This is a genomic window from Streptomyces fuscichromogenes (assembly GCF_014645815.1).
Lineage (GTDB): Bacteria > Actinomycetota > Actinomycetes > Streptomycetales > Streptomycetaceae > Streptomyces > Streptomyces fuscichromogenes.
Genome location: NZ_BMML01000022.1, coordinates 38,972 through 64,004, shown reverse-complemented (window position 1 = coordinate 64,004; position 25,033 = coordinate 38,972). Strand labels below are relative to the sequence as shown.

Here is a 25,033-nt window from a genome sequence, read left to right as displayed (position 1 = left end):
CACCCGCCGGAGGGCACCGGCACAGGTCGTACGTCAGCCCAGGACGCTCTGGGCGGCGGCGCCCTCGGCCAGGGGCCGTCTGCGGGAGAAGGCACCCAGGTCGACGACGAGGCCGGTGTGTTCCCCCGTGTACCGCAGCGGATCGCGGTCGTGGTCGTGGCCGGCCTCGATCCGGTCGACCAGGGTGGCGAGGAACCGGCCCGCCAGCGGAGCGTTCTTGAACTGGTTGCCGCTCGTGCCCATCGCGACGTAGAAACCGGCCAGATCGGTGCGGTCGTAGATGGGGGACCAGTCGTCCGCGGCGTCGTAGACACCGGCGACGCCGGCCGGCCGGTTCGGGACCCCGAGGAGCGGGAAGCGGCGTGCGGCCCTGGTCACCTGGGTCTCGAACCGGGCGGGCGTCGGGTGCGGGTTGCACGCGTCGGGATCGTCGAGCCACTCCCTGGGGTCGCAGGCGGGAAGCGTACTGCCGATGAGGAGATGCCCTCCGGAGGGGCGCAGATAGGTCCCGAGGTCGACATCGGCCACGATCGGGCCGAGCGTGGTCCCGGCGCCGCCCGGTCCCGACGAGCCGGTGTCACGCCGGCCGACCGGTGCGGCCACCTGATGGACCTCCTGGCGCAGCGGGCGCACTCCGACGGTGAACTCGGCCCCGACCCCGGCCAGCCGGTTGAACGCTCCGGACCAGGGCCCGGCGGCGTTGACCACCACCGGCGCCGCGATCGCGGTGCCGTCGGCGAGCCGGACGCCGGCCACCCGGTCCTCGCGACGCAGGACACCGACGACCGCGCGGTGGAAGAGGAACCGCGCCCCGAGGCGGGCCGCCGCGTCCGCGAGGTTCTGTGCGGCGAGCTGTGGATCGTCGACGAAGCCCGCGTCGGGTGTGAACAGCGCACCGAGTTCACCCTCGGGGCCGCGGAAGAAGGCATCGTCGAGCAGGGACCTGGGAGGCCCGTAGCGACCCGTGTCGATCCCGGGGATCCGGTTCCGCAGCGTCGCCGCGTCCCAGCGCTCGTAGGGCACACCGGCACGCTCGAACAGCGCGACGACCTCCGACGCCCCGGAGCCCGGTGCGTCGAGGAGTACCCCTCCGGTCCGCCGGAACGCCGCCTGACCGGGGCCGCGCACGGTGCCCAGGTGCTCCGCCCAGCGTGCCCAGCAGTGCCGGGACTCCCATGCGGTGGCGACACCGTCCCAGGTGGAGTAGTTGAAACGGATGACCGCGCTCGACGCGCTGGTGGATCCGTGGCCGACGCCGCCGGACTTGTCGACGACCACCACGCGCCTCCCGGTGCGAGCCAGTTCCAGTGCCACCGCGGCACCGATCACACCGGCCCCCACGACGACCGCGTCCGCGCCGGACGGAGGCGCGGCCGTCTCCCCGGCCGTCATGACGGCAGGTCCTCGGGGGTTCGCGGAGTCCGGTCACCGTCGCCGTCCGGTGGAACGTGACGGGCCTCGGGCGGGCGGTCGTCCGTGCCGTACGGGAAGTGGCAGGCGGCGCGGTGCGGCCGACCGGTCGCCTCCCGCTGCGGGTCCCGTACGGCGCAGACGTCGCGTCCGGGATGCCGGTCCGGTCCGACGGGGCAGCGCGGATGGAAGCGGCAGCCGGCCGGCGGCGCGGCGGGGTCGGGCACCTCACCGGCGAGAAGGGGCTCCCCGGCCGGGCGTCTGCCGGCGTGCAGACTCGGCACGGCCGACAGCAGCGTCCGGGTGTAGGGATGCCGTGGGCCGCTCAGCAGGCTCTCGGCGGCGGCGATCTCCACGATCCGGCCGAGGTACATCACGGCGACGGCGTCCGACACATGGCGGACGGCGGCGAGGTCATGGCTGATGAACAGCATGGCGAAGCCCATGCGGCGCTGCAGATCCCGGAGCATCGTGAGCAGCGCCGCCCGGACCGACACGTCGAGAGCCGAGGTGACCTCGTCGGCGATGAGCACCGCCGGATCGACGGCGAGCGCGCGGGCGACGGCGACGCGTTGACGCTGGCCGCCCGAGAGCTGCCGGGGCAGCCGGTCGGCGCAGCCGGTGTCGAGGCCGACGAGGTCCAGCAGTCCGCCGATCCGCTGATCGCGGCTGCGGCGGTCCAGCCGGACGAAGGCCCCGGCCGATTCGGCGAGCGACTGACGGACCGTCATACGCGGATCCAGTGCCGTGTCCGGATCCTGGAACACCAGTTGGACCTGCTGCCCCAGCCGACGCCGGTCGGCCACCCGGCGCCCGCCGTACTCCCGCCCTGAGACGGTGATCCGCCCGGCGCACAGAGGGGCAAGACCGACGACCGCTCGTGCCAGAGTGGACTTTCCCGACCCGGACTCGCCCACCAGGCCGACCGTCGTGCCCTGGGGAACGTCCAGCGACACGCCGTCCACCGCCGTGATCGGCCCGAGGGGTCCGTGATGGCGGACGGTGACGTCGTACAGCGCCAGCCCCGACCCTGTGCTCACTTCTGCGCCTCCTCGTTCTCACGCCGCCCGTGGGACGGTGCCGCGGCCGGCGGCTGCCAGCAGGCGACCTCGTGCCCCGGGCCGAGCGGGGACAGCACCGGGCTCTCCACCGCACACCGGTCCAGCCGGTGCGGACAGCGGTCGTGGAACGGGCACCCCGGGGCCGCTCCGGAGGGATCGGGCGGTCCTCCCTCGATGGAGTGCAGGGGGTGGTCACGCTCCGCGGCCAGGTCGGGGACCGAGGCGACGAGCATCCGCGTGTACGGATGCCGTGCACCGGCCGCCAGCTCAGGGGCGGGAAGGCTCTCCACGATCGTTCCCCCGTACATGACCAGAACCCGGTCGCAGGCGTCGGCCACCAGGGCGATGTCGTGACTGATGAAGAGGATCGCGGTGCCGTCGTCGCGCCGGATCCGGCGGAGCAGGTCCATGATCTGCCGCTGCACGGTCACGTCCAGGGCTGTCGTCGGCTCGTCGGCGATGATGAGGCCGGGCCGCATCATCGATGCGGAGGCGATCGCCACTCGCTGGCGCTGACCGCCGGAGAGCTGGAAGGGCCGGGAGCGCAGCAACCGGCGCCCGCCCGGCAGCGCGACCCGCCGAAGCTGGGCCAGCGCCTGCTCGACGGCCTCGGCACGAGGGGTGCCACGGTGTGCGCGCACGGCCTCCGTCAGCTGCGTTCCGATGCGCAGCGACGGGTTGAAGGCCGAGGCCGGGTTCTGGAAGACCATCGCCATCCCCGTCGCCAGTTGCCTGCGTCGCTCCTTGCCCGACAACGACTCGGTGTCCGTGCCGAGGAACCGGTGTCTGCCCCAGGTCGCGCGGGCGCCGTCCGGCAGCAGGTCGGCGATGGCGAGCGCCGTCAGCGACTTGCCGGAACCGGACTCGCCCACCAGGCCGACCATCTCACCGCGCCGCAGGGCGAGGGTCACACCGCGGACGGGCCGGACCACCCCGTCCGCGGTGGGAAGGGCGACCCGCAGATCCGCCACCTCCAGCACGTGGTCCACGGACGCCGGCCGGTCGGTGCGCACCAGGTGTGCCACGGGCTCCGGGTGTGCCACGGGCTCGTCCACCGGGTGCGGTCGGGCTTGCCGTGCGGCGGCTCCGGCCAGCATCTCGCCGAGCAGCTGGAACGCGACGGCTGCGTAGACGATGGCGATACCGGGCGCCACGGCGGGCAGCGGTTCGGTGTAGACGCGGTCCAGCCCCTGGCTCAGCAGGAGTCCCCAGTCGTACGACGGGGGCTGCGTCCCCAGTCCGAGGAAGCTCAGTCCCGACAGCGCCACGAGTGAAGAGCCTGCGGCGACCGTGGTGTTGAGCATCAGCGGTTCGGCGATGTGGGGCAGGACATGGCGCAGCAGGAGCCGGTGGCGGCGCAGGCCCAGCACCCGCGCGGCGGCCATGAAGTCGGTACCGGCCACCTGGGCGGCGAGGGTCTGCGTGATCCGCGCGAAGCCCGGTGCGCAGGCGACGGCGAGTGCGCACACCGCACCGCCCGTGCCCGCTCCGAAGAGGGCCGCGAGGAACATCGCGACGAGGAGCGCGGGAAAGGCCAGCAGAAGGGTGATCAGCGCCCCCAGCAGGCGGGCGGCGCGCCCGTCGACCACGGCGGTGAGCGCGCCGAGCGTGATGCCGGCCGCCGCCCCCAGGAGCGTGGCCGCGACGGCCGGCAGCAGGGAGGGCCAGGTCGCCGCGAGCAGCCGGGCGAGCAGGTCGCGGCCGAGACGGTCGGTGCCGAGCGGATGACCCGTGGTGGGCGCGCGCAGCACCGCCGACGGGTCGGCCCGGCCGGCCTGCTGCCCCCACAGCACCGCTCCGGCGACAGCCAGGACGACGAGCGAGCCGAGCATCACCAGGGTGATCACGCCCATGGGGGTGGCCCAGCCCGACCGGGACGCGCGAGAACGGCCGCGGGCGGCACCCGGTGAGGACGGGGGAGAGGATGCGGGGGAAGAGGACAGCGCCATCGGATCACGTCTTCCGGATGACCGAACGGGGGTCGAGCAGCGCGAGGGCCAGATCGACCAGGAAGTTCACCAGGAGGACCGACGAGCCGAGCACCAGCACCGACGCCTCGACGACCGCGTAGTCCTGCGCGACCACGGACTGTGCCATCGCCGAACCGATGCCCGGCCAGGCGAACACCTTCTCGACCAGCACGGTCCCCGCGATCAGGGCCGGCAACAGGTTCCCGGCGAACGTCAGCGACGCGGTCAGCGCGTTCGGTGCCACGTGGCACACGTGGAACCGGACGGCGGGCAGCCGTTTCGCGCGGGCGGCACGCACATAGTCCGTGGCGAGGACCTTGAGTGTCTCCACCCGCACGATCCGCAGCAGGACCGCGGTCGGGGCGAGCGCCAGCGCGAGGACGGGCAGCACGTAGGACCGGGAACCGAGGTCGCCGGCGGCGGGAAGGATGCGCAGGGCGACCGCCAGCCCCGCGGTGAGACCCGCCGCCAGGACGAAGTCCGGCACGCCCGCCAGGACCGAGGTGGTGGCGGTGAACACCAGTTCCGTCCGTGGGCGTCGCCCTCCGCGCGTCCACACCGCGGCGAGCACTCCCCCTGGGAGGGCGACGACGAGTACGCAGCCGAAGGCCAGCACGGCGAGCAGCAGAGTGGCCGGCAGACGGGCCCTGACCAGCTCGGCCACCGGCTCGCCGGTCACCAGTGAGACCCCGAGGTCGCCGTGGGCAAGCCTCGGCAGGTACTGCACGTACTGTTCCGGCAGGCTCCGGTCCAGACCGAGTTCGTGCCGCTCCGCCGCCACCAGGTCCGGCGGGGCGTCCACGCCCAGCGCGGCGCGGACCGGGTCCCCGGGGATCAGCCGGATCATCGCGAAGGAAGCGGTGACGACAACGAAGAGCGAGACGACCAGGCGCGCCGCGCGTCGGCAGCAGAACACCACCCACGGGTGGTACCGGGCCGGGGCACCGGGCCGCGCGGACACGGTCGTCATGGGAAACCTCCTCGACGGGCGGGCTGCAGCGGCCGGTCCGCCGCGCCGCGTGCGTTACGGCTACCTGTGCAGGCGGATGCTGGTCGGTACGATCCGGCCGCCGGGCACGACGGCGAAGGTCGTCCGGTAGCCGTACACCGTGCTCGTGCCGTCGGCGACGGGCAGCGCGTCGGCCGACCGGAGCAGCGCCGCGGCGGCCCTGTTCCAGTCCGCGCAGCTCGCCGAGCCCGGCGACCGCAGGGCCTGGGCGACGAAACGGTCGTAGACGGGGTTGGCGACATGCGCGAAGTTCAGTCCTCCCGACGACGGCGTGCCGGAGAAGTACGGGACGAGCTGCGCGGGCAGCGGCGGCCCCGGCGAGCTGCCGACCACGACGTCGAAGTCGCCGCTTCCGTACATGGCCTGGACCACCGCGTTGCGGCTCTCGCCGACGAGGTCGACGGCCACGCCCAGCGTCTGCCACGTCACGGCCATCAGTTCGGCGACCGACGGAAGGGTGGAGCCGAAGTCGGCGCTGCTGAGCACCCGCAGCCGCAGCGGCCGGCCCTGCCTGACCAGCCTGCCTCGCGCGTCCCTCGTCCAGCCCGCGGCGCGCAGGTCCCGCACGGCGCTGCCGCGCGAAGGCAGGTTCCCCGCGGCCACGTCGGAGTAGCAGAGGGAGTGCGGGGCGGTGAGAGCGCGCGCGGGCGTACCGTCGCCGCCGATCGCCACATTGGCGAGGCCCTTGCGGTCCAGGGTTCCCACCAGCGCCCGGCGCAGCACCGGATCGCTCAGGGGCCGGTCGGACCGCTCGTTGAAGAAGGTCAGCCCCACCACGGTCGGCACCTGGGCGGTCGCCAGCCCGTGGCCGGTCAGCCGCGCCCGGTCCGGGCCGGTCACCATGGCGATGTTCACTCCGCCGGTGAGCAGCAGATTCGCCACGGTGGACTCCTGTGGAACCACTGTCACCACAATGCGCTCAGGCTGCCCCGGAGCCGCGTTGCCCGCTCCACCCGGCCCCCACGCGTACCCCCTGCGACGGGTGAAGAGGTAGGGACCCCCCGAGGCGTAGCCGCTCAGCACGTACGGTCCGGTGCCCTGTGACCTCCTGTCCAGCGCGCCGGGATCCGCCAGCCCGGCGGGGCAGACGACGGGCAGCAGACCGATCGTCCGCACGATGAAGCTGTACGGCGATGCCGTCCGCACCGACACCGTCCGCTCCGCGTCGTCGGCCGACACCGTGAACGGCACACCCGGCAGGGCGGTCCGGGCACCGACGAGCCGATGGCGGGGATCGCCGGCGTACCGCAGCGACCGGGCCACCCCGGACGCCGTCAGCGTCGTGCCGTCGGAGCAGGTCACCCCCTTGCGCAGGGTGAAACCCGCCGTACTGGCTCCCGCCCGCCAACGCTCGGCCAGACCGGACACCACGCGCCCGTCCCGTGCCACATCGACCAGCGAGTCGTAGGCATAGGGAGCCAGTGAAAGGCCGAACTGCGCGTACGGATTGAAGCTCGGGGTCTCCGCCGTGGTGGCGATCGTCACGGTGCCGCCCTCGACCACAGGAGTGCGCGTCGACGACACGTCGCCGCCACAACCGGTCAGCACGGCTGACACGGCGGCGGCCGCCGCCACGACCGACCGAGCCCTGGGAGACGACACGGTTCGGCGGTGCATGGCGCTCATCGTGCCATCGCGATCGACGGCGTCGGCCGGGCTTCCCCGGGCCGGACGCGAACATGCCGGACTATTTCCCCCGTCCGAGTGAGGCCGTCCGACGCGCGGTCCGCCTTCCCGTTCCTGATGATGCGTCACCTCAAGGCGCACACTGGCGCCATGGTCATCAATCCAGGGGGCTCCCCGGACGGCTCGACGGCGCGCGAGATCGACCGACTCGCGACCTCGTACTGGGAGTTCCTGCTCGCACGCGAGCCGTCGCTGCGCACGCGCCGCGGGCTGCCGGTCGAGTCGCTGCCGGGGGTGTCCGCCACGGAGACCGACGAGCGTGCCGGGTTCGCGGCAGAAGTGCTGAGCCGGCTGGGTGCGCTGCGACCGGCGGAGCTGTCCGGTACCGCCGCCGACACCGCGGGCTTCCTGCGGGCACTGGCCGAACAGGAGGCGGAGGCGGGACGTTTCCACTGGCTCACTCCCACCGCCACTCCGTACCAGCTCTTCCGCCTCCAGCAGTACGGTGACGCCGTCTTCCGCCCGTTCCGCTTCGAGCACCGAGCCGACGCGGACCGGTACGCGACCCTCGTACGGGACCTGGCCCGCTGCGTCGCGACGATCGGCGACAAGGTCGTCGGTCAGGCGGAGCGGGGCATTCGCATCCATGCCCCCGCCCTGACCGGTGTCCGGACCACGCTCGCCCGGCTGCGGGATTCGGCGGCAAGGTACGTCCGCGCGGACGCCGAGCGGCTCACCCGGCTCGACGCGGCGAGCCGGGGTTACCTGTCCGACACGGTCGAACGGCTCGTGGTCACCGAACTGGAGCCGGCGTTCGACCGCCTCGTCGCCCTCGTGGGCGACCCGGACTACCTCCGGCGGGCACCGCGGGCCGTCGGCTGGGCCCGCCACCCGGAAGGCGAGGCGGCGTACCGGGCCTTCGTCAGGACGTACACCTCCGGCGACACACCGCCCGAACGTCTCCACGAACTCGGCCGGGAGCACTGCCGCGAACTCGGCGAGCGGATGCGGGAGATGCGCGACACGCTCGGTTTCGCGGGGACGGAGGCGGAGTTCCACCAACGGCTCGCCACCGAGCCGCGCCTGTACGCCGCCACTCCGGAGGAGGTCGAAGCCCGCTACCGCGGACACCTCGACCGCCTCACGCCACTGCTGCCGCGCTGGTTCGCGGTCCTGCCCCGCGCCCCCTACGACGTGGCCCGCCTCGACCCGGCGCTGGAGGGGGCGATGACGTTCGGCTACTACGAAGCGCCGACCGCCGCGCAACCCGTGGGACGCTACCGCTACAACGCCTCGGACCTGGCCCACCGCTCACTGCTCGGCGCAGCCGCGCTCATCTACCACGAGCTGTCGCCCGGACACCACTTCCACCTCGCCCGCCAGGCCGAGAACACCGCACTGCCCGACCTGCGACGCGAACTGGCGGCCTTCAGCGGGTTCGAGGAGGGCTGGGCCGAGTACGCGGCAGGGCTCGCCTGGGAGATGGGACTGTACGACGACCCGTGGGACGCGTACGGACGCCTGGCCCATGAACGGTTCACCGCGCAGCGCCTCGTCGTCGACACCGGCCTCAACCTCGGGACGATGACACTGGAGGAGGCGCGCACCTTCATGCGTGCCCATGCGGCAGCCGAGTCGGAACAGCAGATCACGACCGAGTTGTTGCGCTACGCGACCGATCTGCCGGGGCAGGCGCTGACGTACCGGGCGGGCCATGCGGAGTTCACGGCATTGCGGTCGGCGTGCGAACACGGCGCCGACGGCGCGTTCGACGTACGCGCCTTTCACGAGAGCGTGCTGGCCGGTGGCACCCTGCCGTTTCCCGCCCTGCGCCGACGGGTGGCGAGAGAACTGCGCGGAGCGCACGGCCGCGGAGACTTCCAGGGAAGGCCGCTCTACTCGAACGAGTGAAGGCCACCGGGAATTCGTCACCACGTGCGGCGACTCGGATACTCTCTGTGACGGCGGGTGTGGGTCCGCTGAAGCGGAGTGTGTCCGTCTGATCATCATCTCCTCGACAGAAGAGAAGGATGTTGTGCCATGCCGCCTGTAGTACCTCCTTTCCTGATCGGTCTGATCGCGGCATCCCTGGTGAAGAGGCTGGGCAAGCCCTTGGTGCGAGGGGTCGTCAAGGCCTCGGTGGGCCTGGGACTCGAGGTCAAGCGGGCCGTCCATGAGGCCGGCGAGGGCATCCATGATCTCGCTGCGGAGGCGACCGCCGGGGCGCTCGCAGCCCAGACGCCAGCCCAGACGCCACCAGCAGCGCGACTCAGCGTCGGCGCCCCGGAGAGCGGCACCGCGGGCCGGACCGGAGCGGCCGCCAAGTCGGCACCCGCAGCGGCAGGGGCCCACGAGGGACGCACCGGCGCTCAGGACAAGCCCGCCGGCAAGGCCCGCGGCGCCGGGACGGCCGCCGCCAAGGCGCGCTGAGTCCGTCGGCCGGCTCTCCCTGTCGGCCATCACGACACTCTGATGGAGGCAGGTCCCATGGCTGCGACCGGAACCCCCCTGAACTGGTTCCGTGTTCACCGGCGTGCGTCGGACCCCAGGCTCCGACTGGTGTGCTTCCCGCACGCCGGCGGCACGGCACAGCTGTTCCACGGTTGGCCCGCACTGCTGCCGGCGGACGTCGAGGTGCTCGCCGTGCGGTATCCGGGCCGCCAGGACCGGCTCGCGGAACCCTGCATCGAGGACATGGCCACGCTGGCCGACACGATCGAGGACGCACTGCGGCCCTGGCTCGACCGGCCGCTGGCGCTCTTCGGGCACAGCATGGGCGCCTGTGTCGCCTACGAGGTGGCCCTGCGGCTGGAGACCCGCGGCAGCATCCCCGAGCACCTGCTGGTCTCCGCGCACGAGGCGCCAGGATGGGCCGAACGCGTCGCGTTGCACGACGCCGACGACGAAACCCTGATCACCCACGTCCGGCACCTCGGAGACCTGCACTCGGAGGCCTACGACATCCCGGAACTGCGTGACCTGCTGCTGCCCGCGCTCCGTTCGGACTACCGGCTGATCGAGGGCTACCACCCTCCGGATCCGGCTCCGGTCAAGGCGCCGATCACCGCGTACGTCGGCCAGGACGATCCGAGTTGCGCGCTCGACGGGGTCCTCGCCTGGTCCGGCCTCGCCGCCCCGGGCTCCTTCGAACTGCGCGCGTTCCCCGGGGATCACTTCTACCTCGTGGACCGGGAAGCCGAGGTGGTCGCGGACGTGGCGGCGCATATCGCGCGCGGGTGAGACGCCGGTCAGGCCTGACGGCGGGTGCCCGTAGCCAGAACCTGCCCTGCTGTGACGGAAGGCAGGGCCCCGGCACCGCGATGGCGCCCGCGGGGTTCCCAGGGGACGATGGCCGTACCGGTCGCTGAGACGTGCGGTGTCCCCGGCAGCGGCCGCGAAGGCCGGGACGGAGAAGGGACCATGCGACCGGGAACACGTGCCGCCGACGCGATACTCCGGCCGCTCAGCCGGGACTGGGCCGGGCTGGGCATCGCCCTGCTACCGGCGGCCGCGGGTGCGCGGTGTGTGTCCAGGGGTGCCGCCCGACGGATTCCCGGCGGTGTGCTGTGCGCCGTGGCCCTCGCACTCGGTCTGGGGTCGCTCCGCCATCTGGTGCACGTGGGCCGCATACAGGTGCGGTATCCGGCCCCCGGACGCATGGTCGACGTGGGCGGCTACCGCATGCATGTCCTGGCCGAGGGAGACGCCGGACCGAGGCCCACCGTGGTCTGGATGCCGGGCGGCCATGCCGGAGGGTATGCCATGTACCGGCTGCACGCGCTGGCGCGGGAACAGATGCGTTCGGTCCTGGTGGACCGTCCGGGGTCCGGCTGGAGCGACCCGGGCCCGTTCCCGCGCACGACGGCGGCAGAAGCCGTCGAACTGCTCACGGCGCTGGAACGGGCCGGCGAACAGGGGCCCTACGTCTTCGTGGGCCACTCCTTCGGAGGGCTGCTCATGGCCAACGCCGCCAGGCGCCGCCCCGACCTGATGGCCGGTCTGGTGTTGCTCGATCCCACCCCGCCCGATGCGGTCGCCTTCGGCCCGGCGCTTCCGGCCCTGCGACATGCCCCGAGGGACCAGACCGCCCTCGCGCTGCGTCACCTCTTCGGTCTCCACCCTCTCGCGGGCGGGAAGGAGACGGACACCTCCGACGACCCTACGCAGGTTCTCACCATGATCGAGCTCAGGACCAGGGCGAGCTGCGCGGCGGCATCCATCCTGCGGGAGCTGTCGCCGGACGGCATCACCAGAGACGGTTGGCAGACGGCCGTACACGACGGTGAGCTCGGCTCGCTGCCGCTCCTCCTGGTGGCGCCACGCGATCTGACGGGCGGCGGCGAGATCTTCGACGCGGTCGACGATCCGGAGGAGAGCGCACGGGTACGGCATTTCTTCCTCACCGTGCGAGAACGGTTCCTCGCGGCCTCCAGCAACGGCAAGAGGGTCTACACCCCGGAGGGCACCGGCCACGATTTCCCGGATCGCGTACCCGAATTCGTTGTGCAGGTGGTGGGTTCGCTGCTGGACCGGTGCGGGCCGGGGGCCCGGAAGCCCCTGTGATCCCGTTGCGCAGCCACGGTCCGCTCCGGCGGGCCTCCGCCCGACCGAATGAACCGCGTAGGCCTCCACGGGCGTATCGGCCGAGGTCCGACTACCGTGTTCTGGGTGGGGGTGAAATTCCTGCCCAGCCTTGTCGACCGGCCGTTGTCGGCTCGTGTGGCGCCGGCAGCCGTGCTGTGTACACAAGAAGAGGGTTGACACATGCTCCCTGCAGTTGCTCCCTTCGCCGTCGGCGTGATCACGGCCCCGCTGGCCAAAAGAGTGGCGAAACCGCTGGTGCGAGGCGTCATCAAGACGTCGGTCGGCCTGGCCCTGGAAGTCAGGCGTGCGGTCGTCGAGGCCGGGGAGGAGATCCAGGGCCTCACCGCCCAAGCGGCTGCCGAGAAGTTGGCGAGTTCGGCTCGCACACGTGGTGTGGAGTCTGCGGCGAGGTGATGGCGCACGCTGCCACGGCCGACCGAAGTCCGTCGGCCTCGACCTCGCCGCGCAGCTGCGCGACTGGGCGGCCGAGAGGTACGAGGGGTGCGTCGACACCTTCCACACGCTCGTTCCCGGCGGCCATGTCCGGACGGCAGCATGGCGCAACCGCCGGGGCAGCGCCACCTGGCGCCGCGTGCAGGCCTGGGGCGACGGACCGAGCCTTCGTGGGCGGACGGTTTGGCCCGCAGGTCAACGGTCCCTCCAGGCAACCGTCGGCAGCCGCTGCCACCCCATGTGCGTGCCCCTCCGTGATCTTCGGGTCGTGCAGGTTCACGGCCGGGACAGCGCCACGGGCGATGACGAGGGCAGCATCGTCTCCTGTCCCCGGCCGCGTCGGACGTGCCACTCATCCGCATGGTCAGGTCCTTCGCGCTCGGCTTCGACCTGCGGCGCGAGCAATGACTGGTACCGAGCGGGTTGAACGGGACGTGGTACAGCACCAGCAGCGCCAGCGCACTGGGGCTGATGACGGACAGCAGGCGCACCGGTTGCCGTGACGTCGAAGAACGCGCCGGATGTCGGGCCCCTGCCGAGCGGTCCGGGCGAGGGCTGCCGCAGGCTGTGGCGTGGCCGCTGCCCGCGCGGTCGGCCCGAGGACCGCGCGGGCAGCGGCGATGGCCGCAAGGTCAGCCGACGGGTTGCGTCGTCTCGTCGAGCGGTTGCGAAGTGCCGGGCCGGGGCAGCGGGATCCTCTGCGCGAGCTTGTCGCCCTCGACATCGAGGTCGGGCAGCAGACGGTTCAGCCAGGCGGGGATCCACCATGCCTTCTCCCGCGCGAGTGCCATGGTGGCCGGTATGAGGGTCATCCGGATGACGAAGGCGTCGACGAGGATGCCGGCGGCGAGCGCGAAACCGGCCTGCTTGATCATGGGCTGGGCGTTGAAGACGAATCCGGCGAAGACGGAGACCATGATGGTGGCCGCCGCCACGATGACCGAACTGGCGCGGGCGAAACCGGTGACGGTGGCCTCCAGTGCGCTCTGCCCGTGGACGTGTGCCTCCCGCATGGAGGTCACCAGGAACATCTGGTAGTCCATGGCGAGCCCGTAGAGGACGCCCGTGATGATGATGGGCAGCAGGCTCACGACCGGTGCGGTGGCGTCGATGCCGATCAGGCTCTGCAGCCAGCCCCACTGGAAGACGGCCGTGGTGAGGCCGAACGCGGCGGAGACGCTCAGCAGGAATCCCAGGGTGGCCATGACGGGGACCAGGAGCGAGCGGAAGACGAGGAGCAGCACGATCAGGGAGAGTCCGAGCACGACCGCGACATAGAGGGGCAGGACGTCGGCGAGCCGGTCGGAGACGTCGATCGCGAGGGCGGTGAAGCCGGTGATGCCGAGGGTGGCGCCGTGGGCCCGGCCGATCTGCGCGCTCTTGTCCCGTACGGCGGTGACGAGGTTCTTGGTCGCGTCGTCGTTCGGCCCGCTGGCGGGCACGAGGCTGAGGATGGCGGTCGTACCGGCCTTGTTCATCCCGGCGAGGGAGACCGAGGTGGTGCCCTTGGTCTCCCGCAGTTCGGAGGTCACCGCGGCGAGCGTCCCGGGGGTGAGGGACCCTCCGCCCGTGGAGTCGACGGCGACCAGCAGGGGGCCGTTGTAGCCGGGGCCGTAGGCGTCGCTGGTCAGCTCGTAGCTGCGACGCTGGCCGGTGTCGGGGTTGTAGCTGGCGCCGGAGGGCAGGCCCAGTCTCATGCCGGCGGCGGGCACGGCCAGGATCGCGGGGATGAGGATCGCGGCCGTGAGGGCGGCGTACCGGTGGCGGACCAGGCGCGCTCCCCAGCGGGCGGCCCGGCCGTGCTCGGCGGCCGACGTGCGCTGCCGCGCGCCGCGCCGGACACGGGCGGGGCAGATCCGTTCCTTGACCAGGCCGAGCAGGGCGGGCAGCAGGGTCAGGGCGAGCAGCACGGCGACGGCGATGGTGGCGGCTGCGACGACGGCCATGGTGGAGAGCAGGGCGATCCGGATGACCAGGAGTCCGGCGAGGGCGATGATGACGGTGCTGCCGGCGAAGAAGACCGCGCTCCCGGCGGTGCCGATGGCCCGGGCGGTCGCCTCGTGTGCGTCCAGACCGTCGTCCAGGATCAGCCGGCGTTCCCGGTTGACGATGAACAGGGCGTAGTCGATGCCCACGGCCAGGCCCAGCATCAGGGCCAGCACCGCGGCGAGGGAGTGGATCTCGAACACGGTGGAGAGGGTGAAGGCGCCGCCGACCCCGACCGTGACCCCGACGAGGGCGATGGCCAGGGGCAGGCCCGCGGCCACCACCGAGCCCAGGGTGATCAGCAGTACGAGGGCGGCGACGGCGACGCCGACGATCTCCCCGACGCCGACGATCTCGGGAATCTCCATCATCGACGCCGAGGGCAGCACCTCCAGACCGCCACGGGCGGCGCGCTGTTCCGCGGCCTTGACGGTGCTGTCGACCGTCCCGGAGGGCAGCTCGTAGGTCTGCTCGTCGAACTGGAACTGCATCAGCGCCGTCTTGCCGTCGGCGGAGACGGCCACGCCCGGGACGGGCTGACCGTCCGACCGGAGGGGAGCGGGTGTCCGGCCGCCGGCCTTGGCCACGGCCGTCTGGGCCTGGAGCAGCGTGCTGTCCGCGCCCTTGGCGACTTCCTTGGCCAGGGCCTTGCGGACGTCGATCACGTGGTCGTGGCGGTATACGGCGTCCACCGCCGCCAGTACCGCCGCGTGGACCTTCTCGTCGTTGATCCGGGCACCGTCCGGGGCCTTGAAGAGCAGCAGGCCCTGACCGCCGGACGCCTCCGGCAGAGTCCTGGCCAGATCGTCGATGACCTGCTGGGACGGGGTGCCGTCGATGCGCACCTCGTTGCTGAGCCGGACGGGATTGACTACGAGGAGTGCCAGTACGGATGCCAGCACGGCCAGCCAGCCTCCGATGACGTACCAGGGTTTGCCGTAGGCGAACCTGCCCAGGCGGTACAGCAGAACGGACACAGAGCTCTCCCTGTCTGTCACGGCCTGGTGGGCCAGGCCACGTGATGAAGCGAGAGACTACTATCAAACCGATAGGAGACTATCAATGCGATAGAGTTCTACCGGTCGGTGGGGTGGCCGCCATCGGCTTTCGTCGCAGAGCAGGGAAGATTCACGGATGGCAATCACGAATGACCGCGTACCCCGGCGGCGGGTCGACGCGCGCTCCAGCGTGGAGCGCATCACCGCCGCCGGACGCATCGTGCTGGGCAAGGGTGAGGGCTCGCTGGAACAGATCGCGGCCGAGGCCGGCGTGGGCATCGCCACGCTCTACCGGCACTTTCCCAACCGGGAGGCCGTGGTCCGGGCGGTCCTGGACGACATCCTCGAATCCGACCTGCTTCCGCTGGTCGAGCGTGCGGCCGATGCCCCCGACACGCGTCAGGCGTTGCAGGACATCGCCACCCGGCTGCTCGACCTGATCACCGAGGAACGAGGTCTGGTCACCTTCGCGAGCAACTTCGCGGACGTGGCGGTGGATGTTCTCCAGCACTTCAGTGCCTCGCTCCACCCGCTTCTGGTGCGCGCGCAGGAGGCCGGGGAGATCCGGTCCGACCTCACCGCCGAGGACATCCCGCACTTCCTCGTCATGGCTGTCGCCGGTCTCGCACTCCCCAGCGCCGCCCCCTCCTTGCGGGCCCGCTTCATCGCCCTGCTCTTCGACTCGCTCGACCCCGCCAGTGCAACCCCGCTGCCTCCGCTGCTCGCCGACGAGGAGGACCTGCGGGCCGCGGTCGGCAACGTCAGCCCGGATCGGCGTCGCGGTTGAGTCGTGCCGACGGGCCTGAAGGTGTGCCGGCCGCCCGGCTGCCGCGTCCTTTGCGCGGATGCGGCGCCCGCGACGGCGCGAGGAAGGCCGGCCCCTCCGGTTGACGATCCTTTCCCGGGGTGCGCCGCAGGGGCCCTACCGCCGTGTTCCGGCGGCCGGCTCCGTGATCGACGCGACCAAGAAGTGCCGCGGCTGTGTCCGCGCCGTTGTGGCGGCCGGAGCGGTCGTCGGCGCCTGCTTCCGCGCGGGTGGTGACCTGACGAGGTCCTCCGTTGCCGCTCGTGCCCGGGGCGGCCAGGGTCCGGCGGGCGAACTGCTCGCACGTGAGACGCGCGGTCTCGCAGGCGACCTTCCCCGCCGCAGGCGGACATGCCGCTCCGGTGCTCGGTCCCGCCGGGCCTGAGCTCCCGGCACGGCGCCGTTCTCAGGCCAGGGAGAGGAACAGTTTCTCCAGGCGGGCGCGCATCTGCTCGCGGTTCTCGCCGGGTGCCGCGCCGTCCACGGCGTTCGTCAGGCACTGCTGCAGGCCGGTGGCGATGATGGCGAACCCGGCCCGATCGAGCGCCCTGGACGCTGCGGACAGCTGCGTCACCACGTCCTCGCAGTCCTGTCCCTCTTCGATCATCCGGATCACCCCGGAGATCTGGCCCTGCGCCCTGCGCAGACGGTTCAGTACGGACTTCATCTCCGCACCCTCGAGTTCCAGACTCACCGTCACTCCTCACCCACAACCCGGAAAATACCCCTAGGGGTAATGTACCTCGCTCGCGGGCACAGGCGGCCGCTCAGTCCTCGGGGCCCAGCGCGCGGTCCAGGTCGCTGGCGCCGCGACCGCCGAAGGGCGAGTCGGAGTCGTGGCCGCAGGCGTTGACCCCGATGGTGCCGTCGCCAACCCGGCCGGCGACGGAGACGGCACGGTCCCGGTCGGCGGTTCTGGCGGCGGTGCCGAGACCGAACTCGGAGCCGTGGGCGAGAGCGGCCGCTCTGCCGTCCCAGGTGTACGGCTTCAACGATTTCGCCGACCCTCACGGGGAGTGCACAGAGTGCGCAAGGCGAGTCTTCGGCATCGGTGACCGTCGAGATTCATTTGCCAGAGCGAACCTTTCTGGCCGGCGTGGTGTCGGCTTGCGTACTCGCGCCCGTTGTCATGGATACCCCCCGGGGTATGTCTGCTACCGTGCCCATATACCCCAGGGGGTAATTGCAGCAGGAAGGGAGCATCGCTGTGTTCTTCATCGACGCCATTGACCTTGAGGGCCTCGGCAACCGCAGCTACCTCGCCGGTGGCGGGCGGACGGCTGTGGCCGTCGATCCGCCGCGTGACTTCGACCAGGTGCTGGCGGTGGCCGCGCGTCGCGGGGTCCGGATCTCGCACGTGGTGGAGACCCACATCCACAACGACTACGTCACCGGAGGTCTGGAGCTGGCCCGGGTGACCGGCGCGGCCTACCTTGTGCCGGCCTCGGCGCACGTCTCGTTCGCGCGGGTGCCGGTGGCCGACGGCGACACCGTCACCGTCGACACCGGGTTGGAGCTGCGCGCCGTTGCCACGCCCGGTCACACCCCGCACCACACCTCGTACGTGCTGCGGGAGGAGGGACGGCCGGTGGCGGCTTTCACCGGAGGGTCACTGCTGATCGGCACCGTGGGCCGACCGGACCTGGTGGAGCCGCGGCTGACCGAGCAACTGGCCAGGGCCCAGCACGCCTCCGCGCACCGGCTGGCCGCGGAGCTGCCGGACGAGACCTCCGTGCTCCCGACGCACGGGTTCGGCAGCTTCTGCTCCTCGGCCCAGGCCGAAGGGGACGCGACCACCATCGGCAAGGAGAAGTCCGTCAACGCGGCGCTGACCCAGGACGTGGACTCCTTCGTCACACGACTGCTCGCCGAACTCGATGACATCCCCGCCTACTACACCCACATGGGTCCCGCGAACGCGGTCGGCCCCGCCGCGCTGGACCTCACTGCTCCGGCCGTCGCCGACGCCGACGAGATCGCCGCGCGGCTCGCGGCCGGCGAGTGGGTGGTGGACCTGCGCAATCGCGTGGCGTTCGCCGACGGTCACGTCGCCGGATCCTTCAACTTCGAGGCCGCGGGCAAGATCGCCACCTACCTGGCCTGGATGATCCCGTGGGGCAAGGCCGTGACCCTGCTCGCCGAGTCCCCCGAGCAGCTGGCCGCCGCCCAGCGTGAACTCGTCCGGGTGGGCATCGACCGGCCCGCCGCGGCGGCGACCGGTACACCGGGGGAGTGGGTGCGCGAGGGCGAGAGCCCCGTCTCCTTCCCGCGCTCCACGTTCGCCGCTCTGGCCGAGCACCGTACGGACGACATCGTCGTCCTGGACGTGCGCCGTGAATCCGAGCGGGCCGGGGGCTACATCGAGAACTCCGTCCACATCCCGGTCCACCAGCTGCACAAGCGCCTCGGCGAGGTGCCGGCGGGCACCGTCTGGGTGCACTGCGCCGGCGGCATGCGGGCCGGGATCGCCGCCTCGCTGCTGGACGCCGCCGGCCGGGATGTCATCGCGGTCGACGACGGCTTCGATGCCGCCGAGGACGCCGGGCTGACGGTCGTGACCGGCTGACCCACCTCGGGCGACCGACCCCAGAACTTTCCGAGAGGCAATGTGATGTCCCTTTTCCGTCGCGGCACGGATCGTCTCACCGTGAACGAGGCACACCAGCGCACCCAGGGTGCCGACGCTCCAGCCGTCCTGTTGGACGTGCGGGAGCAGACCGAGTGGACCGCCGGGCACGCGCCGGGCGCCGTCCACGCGCCCCTGTCCCGACTGGCCGCCGGCGGGGCACTGCCCACGAGGGCCCAGGCCAGGCCGCTCGTGGTGATCTGCCGGAGCGGGCACCGCTCGCAGCAGGCAGCCGAACTGCTGGTCGCGCGCGGCGCGGACGCCGTCGATGTGAAGGGCGGCATGCAGGAGTGGGCCGCCGCGGGGCACCCGGTCGTCGACGAACGCGGGAACAACGGCTCGATAGCATGACCACTCTGATTCTCGCGCTCGTCGCCGGTGGCGTCATCGGCCTGGCCCTGGGCGGTCTCGGCGGGGGCGGCAGCGTCCTCGCCGTGCCCGCCCTGATCTATCTGCTGCACTTCACTCCCGCGGAAGCGACCACGGCGAGCCTGGTCATCGTCACCGTGACCTCGGCCACGGCACTGAACGCCCATGCCCGGGACGGCCATGTGGTCTGGCGAACCGGGCTGCTCTTCGCCGCCGCGGGCATCGTGCCGGCGATGATCGCCGGAATGATCTCCAGCCATCTGCCGGAGATGGTGCTGACGAGCGCCTTCGCCGTCATAGCCGCCCTCGCCGCGCTGCGCATGCTGCGGCCCGCACGCACCGAGCCCTCCGGCCAGGTCCGCCTGGGCAGGGCAGGGGTGGCCGGTGCCGGACTCGGTGCGGTCACCGGGTTCCTCGGCGTGGGCGGCGGCTTCCTCGCCGTGCCGGCGCTGGTGAGCGTGCTCGGACTGACCATGCGCCGGGCGGTCGGGACAAGCCTGCTGGTCATCACCATCAACTCCCTGGCCGCGCTCGCCGCCCGGACCGGCTCGGGAACGCACCTGGACTGGGCGGTCATCGCCCCGTTCACCGGGGCGGCGATCCTGGGCGCCTGGGACGGCAAACGCCTGGCGCACCGGATCAACGGCGGGACGCTGCAGCGCATTTTCGCCTACGTCCTCCTCGCGGTCGCCGCCTTCATGCTCGTCGACGTGCTCGTCTGACCACGCCGACGCGGTCCGCGGCCACGGGGTGACCGGTCGCCGTCAGGCCGTCGAGAGGAAGAGCTGCTCCGGCCGGCCGCTCGACCGCCCGCGTTCCGCACCGGGAACCCGGGGCCGTCCGCCTCGACCAGGCATCGCTGAAGGCGGCCGGCGACGACGGCGTCCCGCGCGGTCGCGCCCACGGGACGCAGCGGCCGTCGGCCGGTTCGGTACGGACCGCGGCTCCCCGCCCGCCGGATCGAGTTCCGCAGCCACTTCCACTGACAGGTCCCCGGGCGCAGGCATCCGTGCGCCCTGATCAGTTTCCGACACACAAGGACGAGATTCGCCATGAGCACCCCCACCACCCTTCACCCCGCCGAGGCCGACGGACGCCTGCACGAACTCACCGTCATCGACGTCCGTACCCCGGGCGAGTACGCCGGTGGCCACATACCCGGCGCCTTGAACGTCCCCCTGGACGCGCTGGACCGGGCCCTGCCCGACATCCGTACCGCCGCCGGACGCGGCGAGGTCCTCGTCGTGTGTGCCTCGGGCGCCCGCTCCGAGAACGCGTGCCGCATTCTCGCGGAGAGCGGCGTCCACACGGCCACGCTCGCCGGTGGCACCGGTGCCTGGGCCGCCCAGGGCCATGACCTGCACCGACCCGAGGGAACCACGAAGGCCACCTGGGGCATGGACCGGCAGGTCCGTCTCACCGCGGGCTCGGTCGTCCTGCTCGGTCTGGCACTGGGCGAGCTGGTCCACCCGGCCTTCCGGCTGCTGTCCGCGGGCATCGCCGGTGGCCTGGTCCTCTCGGCCGTGACCAACACCTGCGGTATGGCCGCCATGCTCGCCAAGCTGCCGTACAACCGGCCCCGCAAGGCCGACCTGGACGCGACGCTGGCCCGCCTGCGCAACGGCTGACCCGCAGCCGCGGCGGCACGGACGTCGCCCCGGCCTTGGCGAACATGGTCCAAGGACGGGGCGACGATCGTGGGAGGTGGGCATGTGCAGGTTCCGGAGTGGTACGGCTGGTCAGGTGGCGACCGTCGGGGTGGGATTCAGAGCAGGCGTGAGCTTCGTGATCAGTGTGGTGTCGCGCTGAACCTCCAGGTCATGAACGAGGTCGTGGCCGCCACCGAGGCGCTGGACCGGGACCCGGACTACGGCTGCATCGTGATCACCGGGTCCGAGAAGGCGTTCGCGGCCGACGCCGACATCGAGGAGATGCAGCAACAGAGCTGCATAGGGTGCGCGGATTGGTTTCTGGTCGCCACAGAGGCATCATGCCGGGGTGGATCACACCCTCAGCGGGTTGAGTACCCGAGAGTTCGGGCAACGCCTTCGGGGACGGCAAGGACCACATGGCTTCAGCCGGAGAAGACCTGCCACAGCAGGTACACGTTGATCGCGGAGACGAGCAGGGCCGCCACCCACCCCACGAAGGTCGTCTGGGCCCGGTTGACCAGATCACCCATCAGGTCCACGCGACGGCTGATCAGCACCAGCGGGACCAGCGCGAAGGGGATGCCGAACGAGAGCACCACCTGGGACATCAGCAGCACCGTGTCCGGCGACACGCCGAGCGCGAGGACGGTCAGCGCGGGCGCCATGGTGACGGCCCGGCGGAGGAACAGCGGAACCCGCATCCGTAGGAAACCGTCCATGATGATCTGGCCGGAGTAGGTTCCCACGCCCGACGAGGAGAGGCCGGACGCCAGCAGCGCGGCGGCGAAGGCCAGCGCGGCGCCGCCGCCGACCAGCCGGCCGAAGCCGTCGTGCGCGCTGCTCAGACTGCCGTCGAAGTCTCCGCCCGTGCCGTGGAAGACTGCGGCCGCGACGCAGAGCATCGAGAGGTTGATCAGCCCGGCCAGGCTCAGTCCCAGCGTGGTGTCGACACGCAACGTGCGCAGGACGCGCCTGCGCTCGGCCGGGTCCTCCGGCCGCTGTCGCTGCGCGGTCAGCGCCGAGTGCAGATAGATGACGTGGGGCATGACCGTCGCTCCGATGATGCCGATGGCCAGCACCACCGAGTCGGTGCCGTGGAACGCGGGCAGCATGCCGGCCGCCAGATCCGACGCGGACTGGTCGCCGACGGCGACGACCGTGTACGCGAAGCCCAGCGCAATGACGCCGAGCATAAAGACGATCGCCAGTTCGAACGGGCGGTAGCCGCGCCGTTGGAGGGCCAGGATCGCGAAGCTCGCCACGGCGGTGATCAGGGCGGCGGGCAGCATGGGGACGCCGAAGAGCAGGTAGAGGCCGATCGCTGCGCCTACGAACTCCGCCAGATCGGTCGCCATGGCCACGATCTCGGCCTGGGCCCACAGCCCTACGGCGACCGGGCGGGGAAAGCTGTCGCGGCAGAGCGTCGGCAGGTCACGGCCGGTGGCCAGGCCGGTCTTGGCGGACAGGTACTGGATGAACATCGCCACCGCGCAGGCCGAGACGAGGACCCATACGAGCAGATAGCCGTGCCGGGCCCCCGCCTGGAAGTTGGTGGCGAAGTTGCCTGGGTCGACGTAGGCGACGGCTGCGACGAACGCGGGGCCGTAGAAAGCGAGCCGACGACGCCGGTCGGCCCTGCGGAAGGCGGGGGTCGGTGCCAGTGTCGTGACTGCTGAGGAGGTGCCGGTGCTCATCGGGAGGCTCCTGCGAGTCGAGGAACGGGACGGTACGCCTACCGACCGCGCGAGTCAGCGTCTGACGGTGTGTGCGTATGATTGTCATACAATAGAGCGCCGTGCGTGTGCAGACAAGAGATCGTGCCTGGTTGAGTGGCCGAAGTGGTCAGTCCCGCGTGTTGCCGGACTCCGTGTCGCTCAGCCCGGCCAGCGCCCGGAAACCCGCCTCGTAGGAGCGGTCCACATGCGTGCAGCAGGCCTGGACGGCTCGATCGGCGTCGCGGTCGGCCAGGGCCTCGTAGATGTCGCGCAACTCCTGTGCGGCGGTCTGTGGCCGGCCCGGCGAGCACAGTGAAGCGCACATCAACACGACGATACGTGCCCGCAGTGCGACGAGGGCGTCCAGTGTGGCCATGACGCCCGCGGCGCGCAGCACCAGGCCGTAGAAGTTGTCCCTGGCCTGCAGCAAGGCGGACGGGTCCGGCGGGAGGTCCGCCAGGTCCTCGAACGCGAGGAGGGCGCCGTGCAGCGCCCTCAGCTGGGAGTCGGAGGCCTGCGCCACGAAGCGGCGCACCGTGACCTCCTCCAGGGCGCGCCGGACCTCGTCGATCTCGGCGGCCTCTTCAGGGGAGGGTGCCCGCACGACACAGCCCTCGCCCGGGGCGGTCAGCCAGCCCTGTTCCGCGAGGTCGCGAAGGGCCTGGCGCACCACGCTCCGCGAGACGCCGGTGCGCAGCACGACAAGGTTCACGTCGAGCGGCTGGCCGGGTGCCAGTCGGGACCGGCAGATGTCCTCGCGCACCGTCTGCAGGACGCGCTCCCTCGAGTCGGCCAGCACCGCGGCCGACTCAAGGCGTGAATGGGGCCACTTCGCCCACGTGCCGTCGTGCTCCACGCCAGCGAGGCTACGGCCACTTCGTCATACGATCAATGCCTCATGTTGCGTGATTTCGATGGATCCGCGGCAGGATCCGCAAGGGGATCCGCCGCCGGGGCGTGGTCCTCGGTCACCACCTCGACCCGTTCCAGCAGGCGGGTGCGGAGCATACGCCGCAGTCGCACGATCGAGTCCTCGTTGAGGTGGTGGAGCGGATCGTCGTACGTGGTGAACTCGACCCTCGCCCCGAGGGAGGCCAGGGCGCCGGCCGTCTGTTCGGCGCGGGCGAGCGGGACGAACTCGTCCTCCTCCGCGCACAGCAGCACGATCTCGGTGCCGGGCAGTCCGCCTTCCGGCGCGGCGGGCCACGGCGCGGCCTCCGGCCCCAGACGGCCTCCGGTGTGCAGGAAGGCGCCGGCGCACGGCGGTTGGTCCCGCAGCAGGTACTCGGAGAGCAGACAGGCCCCCTGGGAGAAGCCGAACAGGACCACGTCCCGGGATGCCCAGCCCGCGCGGGCGAGGTCGGCGAGGTGCGTCCGAACCGTGTCGAGGGCGTGATCCAGGCGTGGCCGGTTCTCCTCCAGGGGAGCCATGAACCCGTGTGGGTACCAGGTGTCGTCGTCGGCCCCGGGAATCACCCAGGCCACCCCGGGAAGGCCGACGCGCTCGTACTGCTCGGCCATGAAGTCCGGGCCCTGCCCCCGTCCGTGCACCGCGTAGACCACCAGTCCGGCCTGGTCGAGGGGTGCGCCGCGCAGGAGCGGAGGACCGGCCAGGTGGGGATTGCCGGGTCTCGCGGTGAAGGATGTCGCGGTCATTTCAGGTCGCCTCGCTGTCCTGGGGGGACTCCCCGGCGTACGCGCGGGTGAGCAGGTCGGTCAGCTCCTCGGCGCCGACCGGGACGGGGTTGTCCGCCGGCACGTACGGCAGGATCAGCCGGGCCGCCTCGGGGATGTCCGTGCGCCGCATTCCGTGGTCGGCCAGTGCGCGCGGGGCGCCGAGTTCCTCGCGCAGCGCGTTCAGCCCCCCGACCGGTGCGGCGCTGCCCAGGGCGGCGGCGATCCTGCGCGCGGCGTCCGGGGCGCCCGGGGCGTTCAGCGCCAGGACGTACGGCAGCACGGTGGCGTGGGTCTGGGCGTGCGGGAGATCGTAGGCGCCGCCGAGGACATGGCAGATCTTGTGGTGGAGCCCGGAGCCGGCGGAGGCGAAGGCCACCCCGGCCAGGTAGCAGCCGTAGAGCGTGGCGTCCCTGCCGTCGATGTCGTCCGGCTCCCGGACGATCCGGCGCAGCCCGTCGGCCACGGCCCGCAGGCCCTCCATGGCGAAGGCCTGGTTGACGGGGTTGGTGCGGGGGGCCCACATCGAGTCGACGCAGTGGGCGATGGCGTTGAGTCCGGAGGCCACTGACAGACCCACGGGCAGCGACAGGGTGAGTTCCGAGTCGTACACGACGGCGGCCGGCAGGACGGCGTCGTCGACTCCGGTGGTCTTGCGGGAGGCCTCCGTGAGCCCCCAGACGTTGGTGGCCTCGGAGCCCGCGTACGTCGTGGGCACGGCGACGATCGGCAGCCGGGTGGTCAGCGCCACCGCCTTGGCCAGGCCGGTGGTGGACCCGCCGCCCACGCAGACGACCAGGTCGGCGCCGCTCTCCTTGGCCGCTGTCCGGGCGGCCTCGGCCTGCTCGACCGGAACGTGGGGCCGTACGTCGTCGTGGCGCAGCGCCACGGGCAGGCCCGCGGTGATCCGGTCGGCGATCCCGCTCTCGGCCGCAGCGGCGATCACCATGACGCGGCGGGCGGACAGCCGGTCGACTTCGGCGGCGAGGTTGTCCGCGGCGTGGCCGTACCCGAAGCGGACGCGCTGGCCGAGCGTGATGTTCTCGAAGGTGAGGGTCACTGTTCGTTCCTGGGGTCGGTCGTGGGCCCGGGCGT

At 71.9% G+C, this 25,033-nt stretch carries 23 protein-coding genes; 10 read left to right on the top strand and 13 right to left on the bottom strand.

Going from position 1 to position 25,033, the window contains the following annotated elements:
- Positions 1-33 precede the first annotated feature (33 nt).
- From IEZ11_RS36630 to IEZ11_RS36610, 5 genes are all read right to left on the bottom strand, one after another.
- Positions 34-1,392, bottom strand: coding sequence for an NAD(P)/FAD-dependent oxidoreductase (locus tag IEZ11_RS36630; RefSeq protein ID WP_189267310.1), 1,359 nt, complete (start codon positions 1,390-1,392; stop codon positions 34-36).
- On the bottom strand, positions 1,389-2,450 hold the full coding sequence (locus IEZ11_RS36625) for an oligopeptide/dipeptide ABC transporter ATP-binding protein (protein ID WP_229713581.1): 1,062 nt from the start codon (positions 2,448-2,450) through the stop codon (positions 1,389-1,391). Before IEZ11_RS36625 ends, IEZ11_RS36630 begins: the two co-directional genes overlap by 4 nt.
- The gene (locus IEZ11_RS36620) at positions 2,447-4,318 is read right to left on the bottom strand and encodes a dipeptide/oligopeptide/nickel ABC transporter permease/ATP-binding protein (RefSeq protein WP_373295015.1); all 1,872 of its coding nucleotides are present in this window, start codon (positions 4,316-4,318) and stop codon (positions 2,447-2,449) included. The genes IEZ11_RS36625 and IEZ11_RS36620 overlap by 4 nt, the downstream gene beginning before the upstream one ends.
- Positions 4,319-4,424: 106 nt before the next feature.
- Positions 4,425-5,411: an ABC transporter permease gene (locus IEZ11_RS36615; RefSeq protein ID WP_189267308.1), complete on the bottom strand. Its 987-nt coding sequence runs from the start codon at positions 5,409-5,411 to the stop codon at positions 4,425-4,427.
- Between the two features lie 60 nt (positions 5,412-5,471).
- Positions 5,472-7,067, bottom strand: a complete 1,596-nt coding sequence (locus tag IEZ11_RS36610; protein WP_189267307.1) for an ABC transporter substrate-binding protein — start codon at positions 7,065-7,067, stop codon at positions 5,472-5,474.
- A gap of 159 nt (positions 7,068-7,226) precedes the next feature.
- Here IEZ11_RS36610 and IEZ11_RS36605 point away from each other — a divergent pair, with 159 nt between their 5' ends.
- The 5 genes from IEZ11_RS36605 to IEZ11_RS36585 all read left to right on the top strand — a co-directional run bounded on the left by IEZ11_RS36605 (position 7,227) and on the right by IEZ11_RS36585 (position 12,074).
- Complete coding sequence (locus tag IEZ11_RS36605) at positions 7,227-8,987, top strand: DUF885 domain-containing protein (protein ID WP_189267306.1); 1,761 nt, start codon at positions 7,227-7,229, stop codon at positions 8,985-8,987.
- Positions 8,988-9,116: 129 nt separating this feature from the next.
- On the top strand, positions 9,117-9,506 hold the full coding sequence (locus IEZ11_RS36600; protein ID WP_189267305.1) for a DUF5132 domain-containing protein: 390 nt from the start codon (positions 9,117-9,119) through the stop codon (positions 9,504-9,506).
- A gap of 57 nt (positions 9,507-9,563) precedes the next feature.
- The gene (locus IEZ11_RS36595; protein ID WP_189267304.1) at positions 9,564-10,316 is read left to right on the top strand and encodes a thioesterase II family protein; all 753 of its coding nucleotides are present in this window, start codon (positions 9,564-9,566) and stop codon (positions 10,314-10,316) included.
- 180 nt (positions 10,317-10,496) lie between these two features.
- Complete coding sequence (locus tag IEZ11_RS36590) at positions 10,497-11,639, top strand: alpha/beta hydrolase (RefSeq protein ID WP_189267303.1); 1,143 nt, start codon at positions 10,497-10,499, stop codon at positions 11,637-11,639.
- Positions 11,640-11,840: 201 nt separating this feature from the next.
- On the top strand, positions 11,841-12,074 hold the full coding sequence (locus IEZ11_RS36585) for a DUF5132 domain-containing protein (protein ID WP_189267302.1): 234 nt from the start codon (positions 11,841-11,843) through the stop codon (positions 12,072-12,074).
- A 671-nt stretch (positions 12,075-12,745) separates the two neighbouring features.
- Here the strand turns inward: IEZ11_RS36585 and IEZ11_RS36580 are convergent.
- Entirely contained in the window at positions 12,746-15,076 is a 2,331-nt protein-coding gene (locus IEZ11_RS36580) for an MMPL family transporter (protein ID WP_189267301.1), read from the bottom strand.
- Positions 15,077-15,233: 157 nt separating this feature from the next.
- Between IEZ11_RS36580 and IEZ11_RS36575 the strand changes: the two genes are divergently transcribed.
- Positions 15,234-15,884: a TetR/AcrR family transcriptional regulator gene (locus IEZ11_RS36575; RefSeq protein ID WP_189267300.1), complete on the top strand. Its 651-nt coding sequence runs from the start codon at positions 15,234-15,236 to the stop codon at positions 15,882-15,884.
- A 424-nt stretch (positions 15,885-16,308) separates the two neighbouring features.
- Here the strand turns inward: IEZ11_RS36575 and IEZ11_RS36570 are convergent, their stop codons facing one another.
- Together IEZ11_RS36570 and IEZ11_RS36565 are read right to left on the bottom strand one after the other, a co-directional pair.
- The gene (locus IEZ11_RS36570; RefSeq protein WP_189267299.1) at positions 16,309-16,596 is read right to left on the bottom strand and encodes a metal-sensitive transcriptional regulator; all 288 of its coding nucleotides are present in this window, start codon (positions 16,594-16,596) and stop codon (positions 16,309-16,311) included.
- 73 nt (positions 16,597-16,669) lie between these two features.
- Entirely contained in the window at positions 16,670-16,894 is a 225-nt protein-coding gene (locus IEZ11_RS36565; protein WP_189267298.1) for an aldehyde dehydrogenase family protein, read from the bottom strand.
- Between the two features lie 215 nt (positions 16,895-17,109).
- Here IEZ11_RS36565 and IEZ11_RS36560 point away from each other — a divergent pair, with 215 nt between their 5' ends.
- From IEZ11_RS36560 to IEZ11_RS36545, 4 genes are all read left to right on the top strand, one after another.
- On the top strand, positions 17,110-18,468 hold the full coding sequence (locus IEZ11_RS36560; protein ID WP_189267297.1) for an MBL fold metallo-hydrolase: 1,359 nt from the start codon (positions 17,110-17,112) through the stop codon (positions 18,466-18,468).
- Positions 18,469-18,513: 45 nt separating this feature from the next.
- Positions 18,514-18,879, top strand: coding sequence for a rhodanese-like domain-containing protein (locus tag IEZ11_RS36555; RefSeq protein ID WP_189267296.1), 366 nt, complete (start codon positions 18,514-18,516; stop codon positions 18,877-18,879).
- On the top strand, positions 18,876-19,619 hold the full coding sequence (locus IEZ11_RS36550; RefSeq protein WP_189267295.1) for a sulfite exporter TauE/SafE family protein: 744 nt from the start codon (positions 18,876-18,878) through the stop codon (positions 19,617-19,619). The genes IEZ11_RS36555 and IEZ11_RS36550 overlap by 4 nt, the downstream gene beginning before the upstream one ends.
- Before the next feature lie 330 nt (positions 19,620-19,949).
- Complete coding sequence (locus tag IEZ11_RS36545) at positions 19,950-20,525, top strand: rhodanese-like domain-containing protein (protein ID WP_189267294.1); 576 nt, start codon at positions 19,950-19,952, stop codon at positions 20,523-20,525.
- A 111-nt stretch (positions 20,526-20,636) separates the two neighbouring features.
- Here IEZ11_RS36545 and IEZ11_RS52860 read toward each other — a convergent pair whose 3' ends face one another.
- From IEZ11_RS52860 to IEZ11_RS36520, 5 genes are all read right to left on the bottom strand, one after another.
- Positions 20,637-20,837, bottom strand: coding sequence for a hypothetical protein (locus tag IEZ11_RS52860; RefSeq protein ID WP_505996883.1), 201 nt, complete (start codon positions 20,835-20,837; stop codon positions 20,637-20,639).
- A gap of 134 nt (positions 20,838-20,971) precedes the next feature.
- On the bottom strand, positions 20,972-22,243 hold the full coding sequence (locus IEZ11_RS36535; RefSeq protein WP_189267293.1) for an Nramp family divalent metal transporter: 1,272 nt from the start codon (positions 22,241-22,243) through the stop codon (positions 20,972-20,974).
- Between the two features lie 148 nt (positions 22,244-22,391).
- Positions 22,392-23,120, bottom strand: a complete 729-nt coding sequence (locus IEZ11_RS36530; protein WP_189267292.1) for a GntR family transcriptional regulator — start codon at positions 23,118-23,120, stop codon at positions 22,392-22,394.
- Between the two features lie 32 nt (positions 23,121-23,152).
- A complete protein-coding gene (locus tag IEZ11_RS36525; RefSeq protein WP_189267291.1) occupies positions 23,153-23,920 on the bottom strand; it encodes an alpha/beta hydrolase in 768 nt (255 codons plus the stop codon).
- 1 nt (position 23,921) lies between these two features.
- Entirely contained in the window at positions 23,922-24,998 is a 1,077-nt protein-coding gene (locus IEZ11_RS36520) for a maleylacetate reductase (protein ID WP_189267290.1), read from the bottom strand.
- Positions 24,999-25,033: the final 35 nt, after the last annotated feature.